Annotated in this window: 14 protein-coding genes; 4 read left to right on the top strand and 10 right to left on the bottom strand. The window is 67.0% G+C overall.

Annotated elements, in window-relative coordinates:
• Positions 1 to 29: 29 nt before the first annotated feature.
• The 9 genes from tssK to phnD (CLU95_RS17630) all read right to left on the bottom strand — a co-directional run bounded on the left by tssK (position 30) and on the right by phnD (CLU95_RS17630) (position 8,724).
• The gene (gene tssK / locus CLU95_RS17670) at positions 30 to 1,361 is read right to left on the bottom strand and encodes a type VI secretion system baseplate subunit TssK (protein WP_099794813.1); all 1,332 of its coding nucleotides are present in this window, start codon (positions 1,359 to 1,361) and stop codon (positions 30 to 32) included.
• Positions 1,362 to 1,735: 374 nt separating this feature from the next.
• Complete coding sequence (locus tag CLU95_RS17665; RefSeq protein WP_099794812.1) at positions 1,736 to 2,449, bottom strand: DUF6708 domain-containing protein; 714 nt, start codon at positions 2,447 to 2,449, stop codon at positions 1,736 to 1,738.
• 89 nt (positions 2,450 to 2,538) lie between these two features.
• Positions 2,539 to 2,742: a hypothetical protein gene (locus CLU95_RS17660; RefSeq protein ID WP_099794811.1), complete on the bottom strand. Its 204-nt coding sequence runs from the start codon at positions 2,740 to 2,742 to the stop codon at positions 2,539 to 2,541.
• A gap of 193 nt (positions 2,743 to 2,935) precedes the next feature.
• Complete coding sequence (locus tag CLU95_RS17655) at positions 2,936 to 4,066, bottom strand: hypothetical protein (RefSeq protein WP_099794810.1); 1,131 nt, start codon at positions 4,064 to 4,066, stop codon at positions 2,936 to 2,938.
• An 11-nt stretch (positions 4,067 to 4,077) separates the two neighbouring features.
• On the bottom strand, positions 4,078 to 5,220 hold the full coding sequence (locus CLU95_RS17650) for a hypothetical protein (protein WP_099794809.1): 1,143 nt from the start codon (positions 5,218 to 5,220) through the stop codon (positions 4,078 to 4,080).
• Between the two features lie 40 nt (positions 5,221 to 5,260).
• Positions 5,261 to 5,890 carry a type VI secretion system Vgr family protein gene (locus CLU95_RS17645; protein ID WP_099794808.1) on the bottom strand — a complete coding sequence of 210 codons (630 nt, stop codon included), beginning with the start codon at positions 5,888 to 5,890 and terminating at the stop codon, positions 5,261 to 5,263.
• Positions 5,891 to 6,020: 130 nt separating this feature from the next.
• The gene (locus tag CLU95_RS17640) at positions 6,021 to 6,524 is read right to left on the bottom strand and encodes a DUF2628 domain-containing protein (RefSeq protein WP_143606010.1); all 504 of its coding nucleotides are present in this window, start codon (positions 6,522 to 6,524) and stop codon (positions 6,021 to 6,023) included.
• 134 nt (positions 6,525 to 6,658) lie between these two features.
• Complete coding sequence (phnD, locus tag CLU95_RS17635) at positions 6,659 to 7,672, bottom strand: phosphate/phosphite/phosphonate ABC transporter substrate-binding protein (RefSeq protein WP_099794806.1); 1,014 nt, start codon at positions 7,670 to 7,672, stop codon at positions 6,659 to 6,661.
• Positions 7,673 to 7,683: 11 nt separating this feature from the next.
• On the bottom strand, positions 7,684 to 8,724 hold the full coding sequence (phnD, locus tag CLU95_RS17630; RefSeq protein ID WP_099794805.1) for a phosphate/phosphite/phosphonate ABC transporter substrate-binding protein: 1,041 nt from the start codon (positions 8,722 to 8,724) through the stop codon (positions 7,684 to 7,686).
• Between the two features lie 162 nt (positions 8,725 to 8,886).
• Here phnD (CLU95_RS17630) and CLU95_RS17625 point away from each other — a divergent pair, with 162 nt between their 5' ends.
• The 4 genes from CLU95_RS17625 (at position 8,887) to CLU95_RS17610 (ending at position 14,797) form a co-directional block, all read left to right on the top strand.
• The gene (locus CLU95_RS17625) at positions 8,887 to 10,788 is read left to right on the top strand and encodes an ATP-binding response regulator (RefSeq protein ID WP_099797363.1); all 1,902 of its coding nucleotides are present in this window, start codon (positions 8,887 to 8,889) and stop codon (positions 10,786 to 10,788) included.
• A gap of 227 nt (positions 10,789 to 11,015) precedes the next feature.
• On the top strand, positions 11,016 to 12,026 hold the full coding sequence (locus tag CLU95_RS17620) for an ABC transporter substrate binding protein (RefSeq protein ID WP_257214654.1): 1,011 nt from the start codon (positions 11,016 to 11,018) through the stop codon (positions 12,024 to 12,026).
• Positions 12,023 to 14,011, top strand: coding sequence for a hybrid sensor histidine kinase/response regulator (locus CLU95_RS17615; RefSeq protein ID WP_257214653.1), 1,989 nt, complete (start codon positions 12,023 to 12,025; stop codon positions 14,009 to 14,011). The genes CLU95_RS17620 and CLU95_RS17615 overlap by 4 nt, the downstream gene beginning before the upstream one ends.
• Before the next feature lie 6 nt (positions 14,012 to 14,017).
• Positions 14,018 to 14,797, top strand: a complete 780-nt coding sequence (locus tag CLU95_RS17610; protein WP_099794803.1) for a hypothetical protein — start codon at positions 14,018 to 14,020, stop codon at positions 14,795 to 14,797.
• On the opposite strand, the gene CLU95_RS17605 is transcribed toward CLU95_RS17610, so the two are convergent.
• Positions 14,755 to 16,500: a glycosyltransferase family 2 protein gene (locus tag CLU95_RS17605; protein ID WP_257214810.1), complete on the bottom strand. Its 1,746-nt coding sequence runs from the start codon at positions 16,498 to 16,500 to the stop codon at positions 14,755 to 14,757. The genes CLU95_RS17610 and CLU95_RS17605 overlap by 43 nt on opposite strands.
• Positions 16,501 to 16,512 lie beyond the last annotated feature (12 nt).

Here is a 16,512-nt window from a genome sequence, read left to right as displayed (position 1 = left end):
GATGTTCCGTTTCCGTCAGCCACAGGCGGCTAGGAACGAATGGCCCAGAACGCGAGGTCGAGGCCGGGGAAATCGCCCGCGATGTGCATCGCGATGCCGCCCGATTGCTCGAGCTGGCGCCACAGGTCGCTGTTGCGCGTTTCGAGTTCGAAGTAGTTGGCGCCCGTGTGGAAGGGAATCTGGCGCGGCGCCACCGGCATCGGCGTCAGCGTGACGCCCGGCAGCGCGAGGTTCACGAGGTCGCGGATGCGCTCGACCGGACCGATCTTCACCTGCGTGGGGAAGCGCGCGCGCAGCGCCTCGCTCGGCATGTTTGCGTTCACCGCCAGCACGAAGGTCGCCTTGCGCTGCAGCTCGACGTCGGTCACCATCGCCACGCGCACGCCGTGCTTGCGGTCGTGCAGCTCGATGCGGATGGCCGATTGCTCGAACACCATCGACAGGCTGCGGCGCAGGTCGTCCATCACCGGGCGGAAGCTCAACGCGAGGTCGTCGTGGATGTAGGGCCCGAAGCGCGCCACGCGGCGCGTGTCCCGAAAACTCGCGAGGTCGCCGGCCAGCCCGAGCGCGTGCTCGAAGAAATGCTGCGGGTGCAGCATCGCGCTCTTGGCCAGGTGCGCAAAGATGGCCTCGTTGCGGTTCACCGCCTGCAGCAGCATGAAGTCGGCGATCTCGGCCACACCGCCCGTGCCCCCTTGGGTCATGCGCCCGGCCAGCGCTTCGCCGCGCTGGCGCAGCAGGCCCAGCAGCTCGTCGAGCCAGGCGCGAATCACCGCATGGCCGGCCACGTCGAGCAGCGGCGGCAGCATCGCGCGGTCGAGCTGCACCTGGTTGTCGACCCGGCGCTCGACCACGCGGGCCACGCCCAAGGTCGCCCAGGCGTCGGTGGCTTCGCTGGCGCGCATCAGGCGCGTGTGGAGCTGGCCCAGTTGCAGCATCGCGGTGCGCTCGCCGGCCGTGTTGGAGTCGGGCACGTCCGACTCCAGCACGCGGTGGCGCACCAGCTCTTCGTATTCTTCAGCGTCGGCTTCGCGCGCGCCGGCGCGGCGCAGCGGCAGTGCCAGCACCACGGCTTCGTCGCGCATGGACGCGGGAATGTCGATGGGCTCGGGCAACGGATCGACCGCCGGCATGTCGAACACCGTGCCATCGCCGAAGATGCCCACCGCCCGCACCAGCGCCAGCTTGCCCAGCGTGAGCGCCGCCGCGTCGATTTCGACCTCGGCGAATCCCCAGGCGTAGGACGTGGTGGTACGCAACAGCACATGCCGCGCATGATCGGCATGGCGCTCGCTTTGCTGCAGGTGCTGAGGCTGCAACAGCATCCCCTCGCTCCAGACCACTTTGGTTCGCCAACTCATCCGCACTCCGTCTACGGCAAGGGTGCCGGGAAGTAAGAAGAAACACGAAGTTTCCGGCGCGGGGGGCGGGAGGCAAATCCGCCTTAAGGCCTAGCTAATGGCCTAGGTGGGGCGGGAGGGGTACGGCGAAGGGAGTAGATGCGAGGGCGGTCGAGGGCCCGCTGCTCTGACAGGATGCGGCCGGAAAGTGCCGTTGGCGCCCAGGATCGATCAGAAGGGGGGCGGCGGGCCCGGTCGCAAGTTCCGGCAGGTATTGGTGCGCAGGTCGAGTTCGGTGATCAATCGGCCGATGGCGCCTTCAATCTCTTTCGGCCACTCGACTTTCTACGCTGTCCACACCGTCAGGCGGTTGAAGAACAGCCATACCTGATACATCAAACCTCCGGTGGTGGGCCAGGGCGCAGCCTGCGGCAGGTGTCGGCGCGAAGGTCCAGCTCGTTGATCAATCGACCGATGGCTTGCTTGATCTCTTCGGGCCACTCGACCTTCTGTGCGGTCCAGACGGTCAGGCGGTTGAAGAACAACCACAGCATGTACAGCGGCACTGTGACAGGCATGCTGATGTACTTGAGCAAGGTCTTCCAAGGCTGTTCTTTCCAACGACGCCCCGGCTGGTCAAGAAATGGGACGACCGCACCGAAATCACTCCAGGGCACATACGCGCCAGTGTTCGACACCGGGGGGAACTCACCCTTCACCAGCGGCGCAGCGCCTTGCTCCATGTAGCGGCGGATGTACTCCCACAGGGCTTGCACGAAGTCGACGCTGGCGAAGGTGAAGCTGTCGATGATGGTTGGGTCATCCTTGCTCTTGCGCACCAGGAAAACAAGGTGGTGCACACGACTGGCCGTAGCGGTGCTGGCTTGCAGCGTGGTGTGGTGCTCGGCGTCGACCAAGTCCCAGTCGTAAGCGACGAGGCTGGAGTTGCGAGGACCGAAGAAGCGCCAGCGGCGGACACCGGACTGGGTGACCTTGTAGACCTTGCGATGCTTGCGGTCGAAGTAGAGGGGGCTGTCGGCGGGGGCGAAGAGTTCGAGGTAGGCGAAGAATGCAAAGAAGGACCAGGAGCCGATGTAGGCGAAGGCCATGCCTCCGTACGCTTCGTTTCTTATCGCGCTCTCTAGCACAAACGCAGTGAACAAGTACGTGCCAAGCACACCTGTTAAGAAGCAATGCGTCAGGTAGTACCCACCTCCCCCGTCAGGTAAACCCTCTGAAACTCGATGGCATCTGGGTAGACGCCTGTGAGCTTTCTCCCGTGTCCGGCTGCTCCGGTGACACTTTTTCTCTTGTTGGTATAGCGCTCCACAAGCCCGATGACCTTGCCATCGGTGCGATCCTCGTCGGTGCTGCTCCCGCTGGTGTTGATGCCGCCAATCATTGGTAGTCTCCCAAGCCATCGTTCATGGGATTCCGTGGATCGGACGGAGATCGCGGTGGCAGCTGAGGCGCCAGCGGCGGGGCCGGGTGCGAATTGAACAAACGCGCAACTTCCTGGCTGACCATGAACTTTCACCCCCAATCCATTCGAAGCTCAGCCGCCAAGAGCGTCCATTCCATGTCTGCGTTGCAACTCAGAATTTGGCAGGCCACCGCATCGGCTCCTCTGGCCCGATGCCGCTTTCTCTTCGCTTCTGACCGCAGTCACTGTTCCACTCTTCGGGAAAAGTCGGCCAGTAGCACAGCCGCTCGGCCAGGCTGTTCAACGGTGCCCAAGGTAGGTTGGCGGCATAGTTGACGTAGGTTCCCGTCGACGTACCACCACCTGCAAGATCGTCGTTCACGTGCGACTGGTGCATCACGGTTTCTTCAAGGTGCTCGCTTGCGCCACTGAAACCCTTTCGCAGCCAGTGGTCCACCCCAGGCCAAGGCACGCTGTTCATGCCTTCTTCCATGTAGGTGCGGATGTACTGCCACAGCGATTCGCCGGCACCTTCATCACCGACCCAGATGACGTCTTCGCCTTTTCGCTCGGGATCGTTGGCATCCATTGGAGGCCAGTACAGCAGAAGGTATCGCGTCCGACGTCCTTCCAACGATCTCGCTTCTCGCGCTGCCGGGTCGTTCGCGATCTGGGAGGGTGTCCAGGCGCTGGGTGGCACCCAGTTCACATGCGCTTGCACTCGGCCCCACTCCAGAACGGCATTGCCACCGTACTTCTTGGGACGCAGCACATAGACCGTACGCGTCGTCCGATTGAAACGATAACGGGCGCGCAGGGATGTGAAAAATGCGGGAGCAAAGATTGCGCCCCAGAAGAAATAGAAAAGCGCAAGAGAGAAGATCAGAAATCCGAGCCCTATGCCCATGCCAATCATCCGATCGCGTGTCGCCTCGAACGTGCCCGAAAGGATTCCGAAGGCATCAGCCACAAGTGAATGGATGAGATAGATCCCGGGAGTAGTTGCCAGCACCAACAGCATCAAAGCCAAAGAGCGCGCCATCCCTCCTGAATTGCTCAACTCGATGAAATGCTCGTTGAAATCGAATACTGCGCGCACTGATGAAAAACTCGGTCGCGCGAAGACCTCCTGCTCAACCCGCTCCTTTCTCGTTGGCTTGCGGGAGCATTCTTCTCGTCGATTCGCTCCCTCTTTCGGATCATAGAGTCGCGTTTCCTCTGCAATATCTGCGTAATATTTCAATGCTGAGCGAATGCCTCGGCTTCGTTTTTCACTCTGGAAAGCTGCCTCAAATATGAACACAGCACGAACTCCTATTCCAATCCAGCAATAACGTTGGCCAACTGAGCTTTCATGGCATCTTCATTAGAGAAGGGGATTCTCTTGGTTTCTTCCTTTCGGAAGGGTCCCGCCTCGAGCCATCGAATCCACTCGGAGGACTTGATTTTTTCAATCGCGTAGGTTATGGCCAAAGAGCCAGCAAGCCCTACGGCACTCGATGCCCTGAAGAGCTCGAATGACAACCCGAGGATCGCGATCACCCGATGCGCCCTGTAGGCTTGCCCAATACTTCCAACGACCATTGCACTCGCAGCCACAGCTCTTCCTATGTAGGCATAGGCGAGGATCGGCTCATCTTCTTTGGCCGATTTTCTTGCGGCTACAAGATCCACCCCTACGCCAACCAGTGTTCCCAAGGCCACATAGTGCGCAGCCCCAGTCTTCAACGCCTGGAGATCTATCCCGCTTGCCGCGCTCAGCGCCGACAAGCGTTCAGGCAGTATCCGAGAGAGATCCGCTTGGATGCGGTTGTACAAGTTGCTCTCGTAGTACGCAGCTCGAGCGCTGTTCCACGCCCCCATGCCAGCAAAGACCGCTGCGGCTGCCTCCGCCCCTGCCCTGGGATCGCCGCCTCGCTCATTCGCACACCGCAACGAAATGAGCAAGCTCATCGTTTCCACCGCGCCAAACACAACTGGGATACGCCGACCAATTGCTGCAGAGGCCTTGCCCTCCTCAGCCATGCGCCCCAACCGCATTTCCAGTTTCCGCGCCTGAGCAGCGTACTTGCGGTTCCAACTTCGACTGCCCGGCTCAGGATTGCGTTTGTTGCTGTACGTGACCCGCTGCCCCTTGGCGCGAAGGGCTTCATCGTGTTCGATTTTTTCCTTCTTTACCATGTCAATCGCACGAGGGCCCAAGCCATGCGAAAGCTGAAGGACTTGTGCCTTGGCAAAGGCAGCTTCCCGCGCTGAGGGCTCGATGTTCTTGGCGGCGTTCAAGACAGCAATGGCCCAAACCGAATGAACGTTCTCTCGAGCCGTTTTCGCGATCGTCTGAAGCGACTTGAATTTCTGCAGAAGCGGCACCTTGGGATCGAGAACCTTACCCCCTTCATCCAGCAGCGTCTGACTCCCCTCGAGGGTCTTGGGTATCTTTCCCAACGCGGCCAGCATGTCAGCGTAGGCACGTTGTTTACGTGCACTTTCTTCGGCGCTATTCCACCTGCTCGTACAGCGGATCGCCGGCTGCATAGGCCCCCATGGCATCCGAGAGCACCAGGCGGTGTTTGCCGTCCGAATGCTCAAAGTGGTAGCTGATGCCCCATTCCTGGCACAGGCGGACAAAGAAGGCGAAGTCGCTCTCGTTGAACTGGGTCTGGTAGTCGCGCACCGGGTAGTGCTCGATCAGGCGCTTGTCCACGGGGAAGGCATAGCCTGAGAGCAGCCCATCGAGAATCTGAACGACGCTGAGGTTCTGGAAGATCCTGCAGTCGGTGCGCAGGGTGGCCAGGTGCAGCCAGGGGCGCAGGGTGAGCTTGTACTGGACGTGGCGGCCCTCTTCGCCCCACAGCGCCGCATCGGTGATCAGGGCGTTGATCTGGCGAGGGGGAGAGCCATCGAGTTCGATCTCGCAGCTGATCTCGCGGCCGATGAACGCATCGAGATCAAAGTCGGCGCCAGAAGAAACACCATACAGACCCAGCACATCCGGGGTCTTGAGGAACAGCTCGTAGGCAAAGAGGCTGTTCAGCCCCTCATGCCCCGACAGCCGCACGGGCTCCAGTGCAGCCCGACCAAGAACAACAGGGATCGCAGCAGAAGAAACAGACAGCGTGCGCGGCATCGACGACTTCCTTGGGAGGAAAACAGGTCGCGCAGTTTGCGAGCACGCTCGCAATCACACTGATAACAATCGTCAAACTCCACGCACCGCCTTCGCGATGCGTGGGATTTGTCATGCCGAACGACTCTTCTCAGAGCGTCTCGGGTTTCGTTGCAGATGCCGAGCGATAGAGCGCCAACGCGCTCGCTTCATTGGTCGCCTCCACCACGTCGACCTGCTCATAGCCGTCGCGCACGAGCTGACGCGCGTGCAATGCGTTGCCGGTAAACCCGAAACCCACCGGCACGACGATCGAAAGCAGATTGATCAACACGTTCACAGTGGATATCCCGATATCGTCCGCGGCCGCGACGATGAATATGGCGATCGCCAACCAACCGAACCCTACCCACCACAAGCCCTTGAACAGCGCCCAGAGCACGCCAAAGATGGCAGCAGGCCAGCACCACCCGTCCTTGATGGCTTGCGTGTCGCCGATAGGGTCCTTGAATATCTTGTAAGTCTTCATTCCGTGACTGTCTTTCCGATGGAGATCGTCGTTGTCGGATGCGGGCTCGCGCCCCGTCCTCTTTCCGACGAACAACGCAAGCCGCACGAAGCCGCCCACAAGAACGCCTTCGACAGCAGCCTTCACACAGAAAGAGGTCGCGCAGTGTGGAAGCCACCACGCGTTTGCATTGACAACAATGGTCGCCTGCCGCGACGTGTCTTCAGATACCCGCGCAAAGCGAGTGATTTGTCATGGGCACGGCCTGCGCTGGCCGAGCCTCAGCGGGATGCGCTCGACGCCTTGAGCGTCTCCACCTGCGCCGCATACGCCTTCTCGATGCGCTGCAACCGCAGCTCACGCGCCGCATCATTGACCCACGACGCCGACAGCGCACGCTGCCGGCCCAGCTGGTACTCAAGCTTCGCTTCCGGCAACAGCGCACTGTCGTCCGCCGCGACATACCCATACGCCGCGCGCAAGTCCTTCAACACCTCGCGCTCGGCATCGGCACGCGTTCCCTTGCCTTTTCCGTAGCCAATCAGGAAGCCCTGCAGCTTCGCCTGGAACTCGGGCGGGTAGTCGCGGCGCACCACCATCGGCGCGCCCGGCGGCGGCTCGGACTCCCAGATCACCTGCAGCCGCGCAGCCTCGACGGGGAACTGCTGGCGGAAGCGTTCGAGATCGGTGGTGTTGTTGGTGGCGACATCGGCGTCGCCATTCGCCACGGCCAGCGCGGTGGCCTGGTGCGTGCCGACGAACTCGCTGCGAAAGCGCGTTTCCATTTCGATCTGGTTCGGCAGAAAGATCTGGCTCTGCGGCACGATGAAGCCGGTGACGGAGCGGCTGTCGCCGCGCGCGAGCCGCCAGCGTTCAGGCTGGGCCAGCAGGCCTTCGAGCGTGTTGAGCGGCCCGGTCTTGCGCGCGAGCAGCACGGCGCGGTGCTCGGGCATGCCGTCGCGCCGCGCGATCTGGGCCACCACTTTCATGCGCCGCTGCATGACGGCGTCGAGCGCCATCTTGGCGGAGAGAAAGGCCATGTCGATCTCGTCGCGGCCGATGGCACGGTCGAGCTCTTCGTACGACGGCACCGAGTACGCGCTGACGGGCAGGCCCAGCGCACGGCTCATGTCGGCCATGAGCGGTGTCCACAAGGCGCGCGACTCGACGGTGCCGCCCAGCGGCAGCACGCCGAAGCGCACTTCCTTGATCGCCGGCGCGCCCTTCGCGGAAGGCGCAGGCTGCGCTGCAGCCAGCCATGGCGCCATCAGCGACGACGCGGCCAGCGCTAGCATGGTGCGCCGGTTCAAGGGCTCACATCCTTCAGCACGGCGAGCTGGTCGGCGTAGCCGTTCTCCAGCCGCTGCAGCCGCGCCTGCCGCGCCGCGTCGTTGACCCATTGCGCGGTCTTCGCGTTCTGCAGCGCGAGCTGGTAGGCGAGCTTGGCGGCGGGCAGCAGCGAGCTGTTGTCGGCAGCGACGAAGCCCGCGAGGTCGTGCAGCGACTTGAGCACCACGCGCTCGGCGTCGCCGCGCGGCCCCTTGCCGCGGCCGTAGGCAACCAGGAAGGCCTGCACGCGCAGGCGCAGTTCGGGCGGGTACTCGCGGCGCACGACGATCTGCGCGTGCGGGATCAGCTCCGACTCCCAGAGCACCTGCAGCCGCTGCGACTCGGCCGGAAAGCGGATCTTGAAGCGCTCGAAATCGGCCGAGTTGTTGGTGGCCACGTCGGCCTCGTTGTTGGCCACGGCCAGCGCGTTGGCCTGGTGCGTGCCGACAACCTCGCTCAGGAAGCGCGTCTCCATGACGATGTGGTTCGGCAGAAAGAACTGCAGCTGCGGCACGATGAAGCCCGACACCGACTGCCGCTCGCCGCGCGCGATGCGCCAGCGCTCGGGCTGGTCGATCAGTTCTTTCAAGGTGTTGAAGGGCGGCACCTTGCGCGTAAGCAGCAGGCCGCGGTAGCCGGGCAGGCCGTCGTGCCGCACGACCTGGGCCACGACCTTCATGCGCTGCTGGGTCACGGCGTCGAGCGCCATCTTTCCCGAGAGGAACGCCATGTCGACCTCGCCGCGCTGGATGGCCTGCTCCAGCGCTTCATACGAATTGACCGAGAGCACGCTCACCGGTCGCTGGATGGCGCGGCTGAGCTCGGCCAGCAGCGGGTCCCAGTCGTTGCGCGACTCGAAGGCACCGCCCAACGGCAGGATGCCGAAGCGCACCGGCGCGTCCGCTGGGGGGACCGGCGCCTGGGCTGCGGCCAGCAGCGGCAGCCCCACGGCAAAGGCCAGGGCCGCACGGCGGCCGGTCTGGAGGAATTTGCCGAAACGACGCAAGAAAACCTGCATGGGAGCACCGGAAGACAAGGGGCCACGGAAAACCGTCGGGGTCTGGCATGGGCAACGCGGACGCCATTACATCGCAAATGCCGGCATTTTTCGTGCTGTTTTCCGCTCTTCCCTGTTCCGGGCCGCGGCCCTAAGCTCGCCCCCCATGTGCCCAAGGCCTTCATGAACTTGAACTTCCGCCTCCTGCGCGGGCTGGCCCGCCTCACCTTCGCCCAGCAGCTGATCCTGCTGGCGCTGCTGCCGGCCACGGCGGCCACGCTGGTGGCCATTGCGGTGCTCACGCGCCAGCACCTGGGCAACCTGACCGAGCTGATGCGCGCCAATGCGCAGACGGTGGCCCTGCAGGTGGCCACGGTGGCGCAGGCCCCGCTGTCGCGCATGGACCGCCGCGCGCTGGCGCGCACCGCGCAGACGGGCACCTACCAGCCGCACGTGCAGCAGGTGCAGATCTGGACGGAAGACGGCGAGATCGTCGCCAACTCCGAAACCGTCGACCGCCGCCGCGGCGAGGGCCTGCAGGTGGTGGTGCCGATCGTCAGCGACGACGGCCGGCACAACGGCAAGGTGATGGTCGAGATCGGGCTGGACGCGGTGCAGAGCGCGCGCCGCGCGGTCTGGCTCAACGTGGCGCTGGTGCTGGCCGTGAGCCTGCTGGGCGTGGGGCTGGCGGGCTGGTGGGCGGCACGGCGCATCAGCGAGCCGATCCGTGCGCTGGGCGAGGCGGTCGACCGGCTCGGCGCGGGCGAGGCCGCCAGCGTGGCCATCGAAGGCACCTCGGAGGTGCGCCATCTGCAGCACGGCTTCAACCAGGCGGCGCGCGCGCTGGCCGAAAGCCACCGGCTGCTGCAAAGCCGCATCAACGAGGCCACGGCCGAACTGGCGCGCAAGAACCAGTTGCTCGAAGTGGCCAGCCAGGCCAAGACGCGGCTGCTGGCCGCCGCCAGCCACGACCTGCGCCAGCCGCTGCATGCGCTCACGCTGTTCTCCGACGGGCTGGCCAACGGCGAGACCGACCCGGTGAAGCTGCAGCGCATCGGCCACATCCGCGAATGCGTCGATTCGCTCGACCGGCTGTTCTCGGAGCTGCTCAACCTGTCGCAGCTCGACGCCGGCGTGCTGCAGCCGCAGTGGGCCGACTTTCCGCTCGACCGGCTGTTCGACGAGATCAGCCGCAACTTCCGCCCCGTGGCCGAGCAGCAGGGCCTGCGGCTGGTGGTGCGCAAGACCGAGCTGTGGGTGCGCTGCGACTACGTGATGCTGTCGCGCATCCTCAACAACCTGGTGTCGAATTCACTGCGCCACACGGTCGAGGGCGGCGTGCTGATCGGTGCGCGCGCACGCGGCAAGGGCGTGCGCATCGACGTGGTCGACACCGGCGTGGGCATTGCCGCGCAGCACCAGGCGCGGGTGTTCGAGGAGTTCTACCAGGTCGAGCCGGCCAGCCGCAGCAACGCGCCCGGCGGCGCGCGCGGCATGGGCCTGGGGCTGGCCACGGTGCAGCGGCTGGCCGAGCTGCTGAACACGCGCGTCGAGCTCAGCTCGCGCCTGCACAAGGGCACCTGCGTGCGCGTGCAGGTGCGCGCCGCGCCCGCCGCGCTGCCGGCGTCGGTGCCGCAGCCGCCGATGGCTGCCGCACCCGCCGACAACAACGAAGGCCTGGCGGACCTGCGCATCCTCGTGATCGACGACGAGCGCACGATCCTCGAAGGCCTGAGCGTGGTGCTCGGCAACTGGGGCGCCACGGTGCTGGCTGCGCAGACCCGCGCCGAAGCGCTGGCGCTGGCCGACGGCTGGGACACGCCACCCGATGTGGTGGTGAGCGACCTGCTGCTGCAGGGCGGCGACAACGGCCTCGATGTGATCGCCGCACTCGAGCGCCACCCCAACGGCATCGGCGCTGGCACCGCACGCCTGCTGGTCACCGGCGAGACCAAGCCCGACCGCCTGCGCGAGGTGGCCGCCGCCGGCATCGCCGTGCTCTACAAGCCGGTGTCGCCGCGCGTGCTGCGCCAGGCGATCCAGGCGCAGCGCGCGGCCGCGCTGATGATGGCCGCAGGCCTCTGACAGAGGTACCTTCCCGGTAGGCGCCGGGTAGTCCGTCGGACATAGACCAAGCAGCCGCGGCGACGTGATCTTCCTCACATGCGCAGGCCCTCGCGCATGCGGGCATAAGCCCTCTGCCTTATCGCGGGAAACAGGGCGCGTCCTTACATTGGACCATTGCCTCTCGCTGCACAAAGCAGTCCATGTCCGTCGCTGTGAACCCTCCCATTCCGCTTTTCTTCGGAAGAGTGCACCGTGCTGTCCACGCCCTGCTGGCCTGCGGCCTTGTGCTGTGCATCGCCGCCGCGCCGCGCGTGGCATCGGCGGCCACGCTGACGGTGCTCGTCGGCGACGACCAGGCCGCGTCGGCCGAGTTCGTGCAGCAGTTGCGCAGCGACCAGTCGGCCGCCGGCAAGTTCGAACTCGTGCGCATCGGGCCGGGCGCTGCAGCCGCGGAACCGGCCAGTGCCGACACCGAGCCCGCCGCCAACGCCGGCGTGCGCACGCGCAGCCTGCGCACCGCGAGCGACGCGGGCCTCACCGTGGCGGTGGGCACCGCCGCCGCGCGCGCCGCCCTCGAGCGGCCCAGCACGGAGCCGCTGGTGCTCGCGATGTTGAGCCGGCTCGACTACGAGACCCTGAAGGCCGCCAGCCCTGCCGCCCTGCGGCGCGGCGACCGGCGCGTGGGCGTGCTGCTGCGCGACCCGGCCATGGCCGACCAGCTCGCGCTGGTGAACGCCGTGCTACCGCAGAAGCGCCGCCTGGGCGTCATCGCGACGCCCGAATCCGAACCGCTGGTGCGCGAGCTGCAGCGCGCCGCGCAGAACGCCAACCCGCCCTGGGACCTGCAGGTCGAGATCGCGCCCGACGCCCGTTCGCTGGCCGCTGCGCTGCGCGCCCTCGTGCCGCGCAGCGACGCCCTCATGGTGCTGCCCGACCTGATCGGCGACAGCCAGGCCGCCACGCTCTCGGTGCTGCATGCCGGTGCCGGCGCGGGCCTGCCGGTGTTCGGCGCCAGCGAGGGACTGGTGCGTTCGGGCGGCCTCGCGGCGGCGGTCTCCACGCCTGGCCAGTTGGCCCAGCAGGCGCGCCAGCTCGGGCAGAAGGTGGCCAGCGCCGCAAGCACCGGCAACAACAGCCCGCTGGTGGAGGCGGCCACGCCGGCCACCGTACGGATCAACGCGACCGTGGCACGCGGGCTCGGCCTGCGTCCGCCGGAGGAACGGGAGCTCACCGAACGACTCGCAGCCCCGCGATGAGCACCACGCCGGTCCCCCCGAGCCCGCTGTCCCGCCCGACGGCGGCGGGCGCGGTCACGGCGACCGAAGCGCCACCGCCCCCTCCCCCACCGGCCGCCACGTCGCTGGTGGTGCGCGGCAACCTGCAGCGCGACCTGTTCCGCCTGGGCGTCGTGCCCTGCGCGGCCGTGGCGCTGGCGCTCACCGGTTGGTTCACCCACAACCGGCTGCAGACGCTCGAAGCCGCCTTCGATGCCGAAGGCCAGGCCGTGGCGAAACAGGTGGCGGCCATGTCCGACCTGAGCCTGTACGCGGGCGACCTGCCGGCGCTGCAGAACGTGGCCTCGGCGGCGCTGCGCGGCGGGCAGGTGACGCGTGTGGAGATCAGCAACAGCGCGGGCGTGTACGTCACGGCCGGGCCCAAGAACGAATCGCTCGCGCAGCTGCGCATGTTCAGCGCGCCCGTCACCTTGCGCGAGGCCTCGCGCGCCAGCGCCTTCGCGCCGGCCGGCTCCACCGCGGCGGGCGACGCGCCCATCGGGCTGGTGCAGACCTTCCGCGACACCACCGCCTACACGCACGAACGCAGCCGCTCACTCATCGCCGGCATCGGCATCGCACTGGTCGCACTGCTGGCGGCGTGGGCCTCGGTGCGCCACATGGCGCGCACGGTGGCGCGTCCGCTGCGGCGCGTGTCGCGCACGGTGGCGGCGCTGGAGGCCGGCCACTTCGAGGTGCGTTGCGACGTGGTCGAAGGCGGCACGCGCGGCACGCACGAGCTGGCCGTGCTCGCGCACGACATCGACCGCCTCGCCGAGCGCCTGCAATACAACCGCCAGGTGAGCGAGGAGCGCGTGCGCGACGCCACCGCCGTCGCGCTGCAGCGCATGGCCGAGGCCGAGCAGGCCGCGCTGTCGCGCGCACGCTTCCTGGCCGCCGCAAGCCACGACCTGCGCCAGCCGCTGCATGCCATGGGCCTGTTCATCGACGGCCTGCTGCCCAGCGCCACCGAGGCGCAGCGCCCGGCCGTGCTGCGGCTGCAGGAGAGCACCGGCTTCATGGGCGTGCTGCTCGACGACCTGCTCGAAATTTCGCGCCTCGACGCGCAGGTGCTCACGCCCGCCATCACCCGCGTCTCGCTGGCCGCGCTGTTCGACCAGCTCGATGCGCAGCACGCGCCCGCCGCCAGCGCGGCGCAGGTGCGGCTGCACTGGCGCGACCGCGGCCTGGCGGTGCGCAGTGACGCGGCGATGGTGCAGCGCATCGTCGGCAACCTGGTGGCCAACGCGCTGCGCCATGCACCTGAAGGCGGCACCGTGCTGGTGGCCGCGCGGCGCAGCCGGGCCGGCGTGCGCATCGAGGTGCGCGACAACGGCGTAGGCATCGCGCCCATCCACCAGGGCCGCATCTTCGAAGAGTTCTACCAGGTGGCCAACACCGAGCGCGACCGGCGCCGCGGCTTCGGCCTGGGCCTGGCGATCTGCGCGCGCATCGCCACCCTGCTCGGCACCCGCATCACCGTGCGCTCGGCATTGCAGGCCGGCAGCACCTTCGCGTTCACGCTGGCGCCCGCGCGCATGGCCGACCTCGCGCCGCCCGAGCCCGCACCGGTTGCGCCCGCGCCGCTCGCGGGCCTGCGCTGCCTCGTGGTGGACGACGACCCCGCCATCCTCGACGGCACGCACGCGCTGCTCACGCAATGGGGCTGCGAGGTCGAATGCGTCACCACCGGCGCCGAAGCGCTCGCGCGGCTGGGCACCGGCGACATCGTCTACGACGCCGTGCTGTGCGACCTGCAACTGGCCGGCGACGCCGACGGCGTGGAAGTGATCGATGCCGCCCGCCGCCTGCAGCCCGATGCGCTCGCCGTGCTGGTGTCGGGCGCCACCGGGCCCGAGGTGCTGCAGCGGCTGCGCCACGGCGGCGTGACGCTGTTGACCAAACCGGTGGCGCCGGCCAAGCTGCGCGCACTGCTCACCACGCGACGCCACGCGCCCGGCGCCTGAAACCGAATGCCCAACGCCGTCGACCTGAAAAACGTCCGCCCCTTCGTCGCCACGCCCTGCCACAGCGGCGCGGTCGGCACCGAGTGCGTGCGCAGCCTGCTCGGCCTGGTCAACCTCGCGTGGACCCACGGCTTCGCGATGCAAACGCGCTTTCTCGATGGCGACAGCCTTGTCACACGCGCCCGCAACCGGCTGGCCGCCGAGTTCCTGGCCGACACGCGCTGGACGCACCTGTTCTGGATTGACGCCGACATCGGCTTCGAACCCGAGGCCGCGCTGCGGCTGCTCGGCGCGGGCCGCGATGTGGTGGCCGGCGTGTACCCGCACAAGAGCGATGGCTGGCCCGACGGCGGCCTGCGCGCACCGCTGCCGACCGGCGCCACGCGCGCCGACTTCGAGGCGCTGCACGCCGCGTTCCCGGTCAACGTGAACGATGCGGCCGCGCGTGTCGATGCCGACGGCTTTCTCGAAGTGCTCGATGCGCCCACCGGGTTCATGCTGATCGCGCGCCATGTGCTCGAGCAGATGGCGCAGGCGCTGCCCGAGCTGCGCTACACGCCCGACCGCATGGACGATCCGGTCGTCGCGGCGCGCCCGCACTACCGTTTCTTCGACGTGTTTGCCGAGCCGGGCAACGGGCGCTACCTCAGCGAGGACTACGGCTTCTGCCGCCGCTGGCAATCGATCGGCGGACGCGTGCATGTCGACACGCGCTCGCAGCTGTCGCACCAGGGCCTGCGCACCTACCGCGGCGACTTTGCGAGAACACTGGGGTTGGGCGGCTGAGCCGGCTCTTGCAAGTCCGGGGGCAAGGTGCTGCGGTCGTAGTCGCGGTCTGGCGCAACAGGCACCAGCCGCAACGCCGGTCCTTCTTCCGCGAGGTAGTCGTAGCCGATGGCCTGGAACTGCCGCGCCGGATCGAGCCGCGTGTACAGATCGCGCCGCGCCACGCGGTCCGCGTGCCGGATGCTCTTCAGGTGATAGAGCCGGTAGCGGCTGTAGAACATCAGGCCGTGGCGCTGCGCATCGTCGGGCAGCCACGGGCTGTGCAGCGCAGGGCTCTGGTCGAACGCGATCTGCTGCGGCAACCGGAACAGTCGCGCGCGCGACTTGCGTCCCCATGGGCCGTCGCTGCGCCAGGCATCGGGCGAATTCCAGAGTTCGCAGGACACGAGCGACAGGCTCGCGAGCTGGTGGTCGGGCAGCGAATCGACGGTGGCATGCAGATGGCGCAGGAACAGCTGTTCGTAGCGCTCGTCGGCATCGCACACCAGCACCCAGCCCGCGCCGTGGCGGCGTGCCGCTTCGAGCAGGCGGCGCTTGTTCTCGTTCTCGTGCCAGACGTGTGCGCCGTCGTCGCGCGGCGGGTTCGACAGCAGCTCCAGCAGCATCGGCTCGCGCCGCAAGATGTCGGCGGTGCCATCGGTCGAGCCGTCGTCGAGCGCGACGATGCCGTCCACATGGCCGCGCAGGTGGTCGAGGCATCCGGGCAGATAGCGCGCCTCGTTGCGCACCTGCAGCACGCAGACGATGCGCAGCCGCGACGTGAGACGCGGCGCGATCGGCGGGTTCGCGCACAACGGGCAATGGAAGGCGCAGGCCTCGTGGTGCAGCAGGCGCGCGCAGACCTCGCACTGGCGGCGCGAACCCATCGGCACCGCCGGTGCGGTGGCCAGCCAGGCCGGTGCCTCGGCGGGCCATGCACTGGCGCTGTCGTCGCGCGCGATGCGATCGAAATCACGGCCCCATCCGATATCACCCACGCGCGCCTCGTGCGGCGTGCATCGGACCCAGTCGATATCGCGGTCGAACTGTTCGCCGCCTGTGCGCGTCTCGTCCGACAGGTGCAGCAGGTGCGCGTCCGGACAGGCCAGCAACTGCCAGCCCGCCATCTCGAGGCGCACGCGCAGGTTGTCGTCGTCGCCACCCCACTCTTCAAACGATTCGTCGTAGCCGTTCACCGCATCGAAGGCTTCCCGCGCGCAACACAGCGAACCGTAGAAGGTCTGCAGCAGCAGCTCGGGCGGCACCTGACGTGCGAAGGCCGATTCGAGCGTGTCCGTGAGTTCATCGAAGCGCGCGAAGCCGACGCGGCCCACCGCCACGCCGCGCGCGTGCCCCATCGCCGCCTCCAGCAGCAGGGCCGGCGCATCGCTCGCATAGGCGGACTCCGGCGAATGGACCAGCACGAAGCGCCCTGCGCTGCAGCGCACGCCGGCGTTGATGGCCTTGCAGGGCGGGCGCCACGCATGCGCAACGTCGTTCACGAGTACCTTCCAGCGGATCTGCGGAAAGCGCGCGACCAGCGCCAACACGCCGGCTTCCTCGCCGGGCTCATCGAGCGCGAGCACGACCTCGATGCCCGGTCGCGCCCAATACCCCGCATTCATCGGCAGCACACGCTCGAACTCGGCCAGCTTGCGGTAGAAAGGGAGCACGACGCTGAGCCAAGGGCGGCCCGTGTCATTCTCCTGGTCGCCCGACGTCATGCTGTTCACTGC

The organism is Variovorax sp. 54, from assembly GCF_002754375.1.
In the GTDB taxonomy this organism is placed as follows: Bacteria; Pseudomonadota; Gammaproteobacteria; order Burkholderiales; family Burkholderiaceae_C; genus Variovorax.
The sequence above is the reverse complement of the archived record's forward strand: the minus strand, read 5'-3'. Positions and strand labels throughout refer to the sequence as shown.

What these genes read in the sequence shown, in the direction of transcription:
- tssK (WP_099794813.1), bottom strand. Translation starts at nt 1,361, where the DNA reads ATGAGTTGGCGAACCAAAGTGGTCTGGAGCGAGGGGATGCTGTTGCAG.
- CLU95_RS17665 (WP_099794812.1), bottom strand. Translation starts at nt 2,449, where the DNA reads ATGGCCTTCGCCTACATCGGCTCCTGGTCCTTCTTTGCATTCTTCGCC.
- CLU95_RS17660 (WP_099794811.1), bottom strand. Translation starts at nt 2,742, where the DNA reads ATGATTGGCGGCATCAACACCAGCGGGAGCAGCACCGACGAGGATCGC.
- CLU95_RS17650 (WP_099794809.1), bottom strand. Translation starts at nt 5,220, where the DNA reads ATGCTGGCCGCGTTGGGAAAGATACCCAAGACCCTCGAGGGGAGTCAG.
- CLU95_RS17645 (WP_099794808.1), bottom strand. Translation starts at nt 5,890, where the DNA reads ATGCCGCGCACGCTGTCTGTTTCTTCTGCTGCGATCCCTGTTGTTCTT.
- phnD (WP_099794806.1), bottom strand. Translation starts at nt 7,672, where the DNA reads ATGCTAGCGCTGGCCGCGTCGTCGCTGATGGCGCCATGGCTGGCTGCA.
- phnD (WP_099794805.1), bottom strand. Translation starts at nt 8,724, where the DNA reads ATGCAGGTTTTCTTGCGTCGTTTCGGCAAATTCCTCCAGACCGGCCGC.
- CLU95_RS17625 (WP_099797363.1), top strand. Translation starts at nt 8,887, where the DNA reads ATGAACTTGAACTTCCGCCTCCTGCGCGGGCTGGCCCGCCTCACCTTC.
- CLU95_RS17615 (WP_257214653.1), top strand. Translation starts at nt 12,023, where the DNA reads ATGAGCACCACGCCGGTCCCCCCGAGCCCGCTGTCCCGCCCGACGGCG.
- CLU95_RS17610 (WP_099794803.1), top strand. Translation starts at nt 14,018, where the DNA reads ATGCCCAACGCCGTCGACCTGAAAAACGTCCGCCCCTTCGTCGCCACG.
- CLU95_RS17605 (WP_257214810.1), bottom strand. Translation starts at nt 16,500, where the DNA reads ATGACGTCGGGCGACCAGGAGAATGACACGGGCCGCCCTTGGCTCAGC.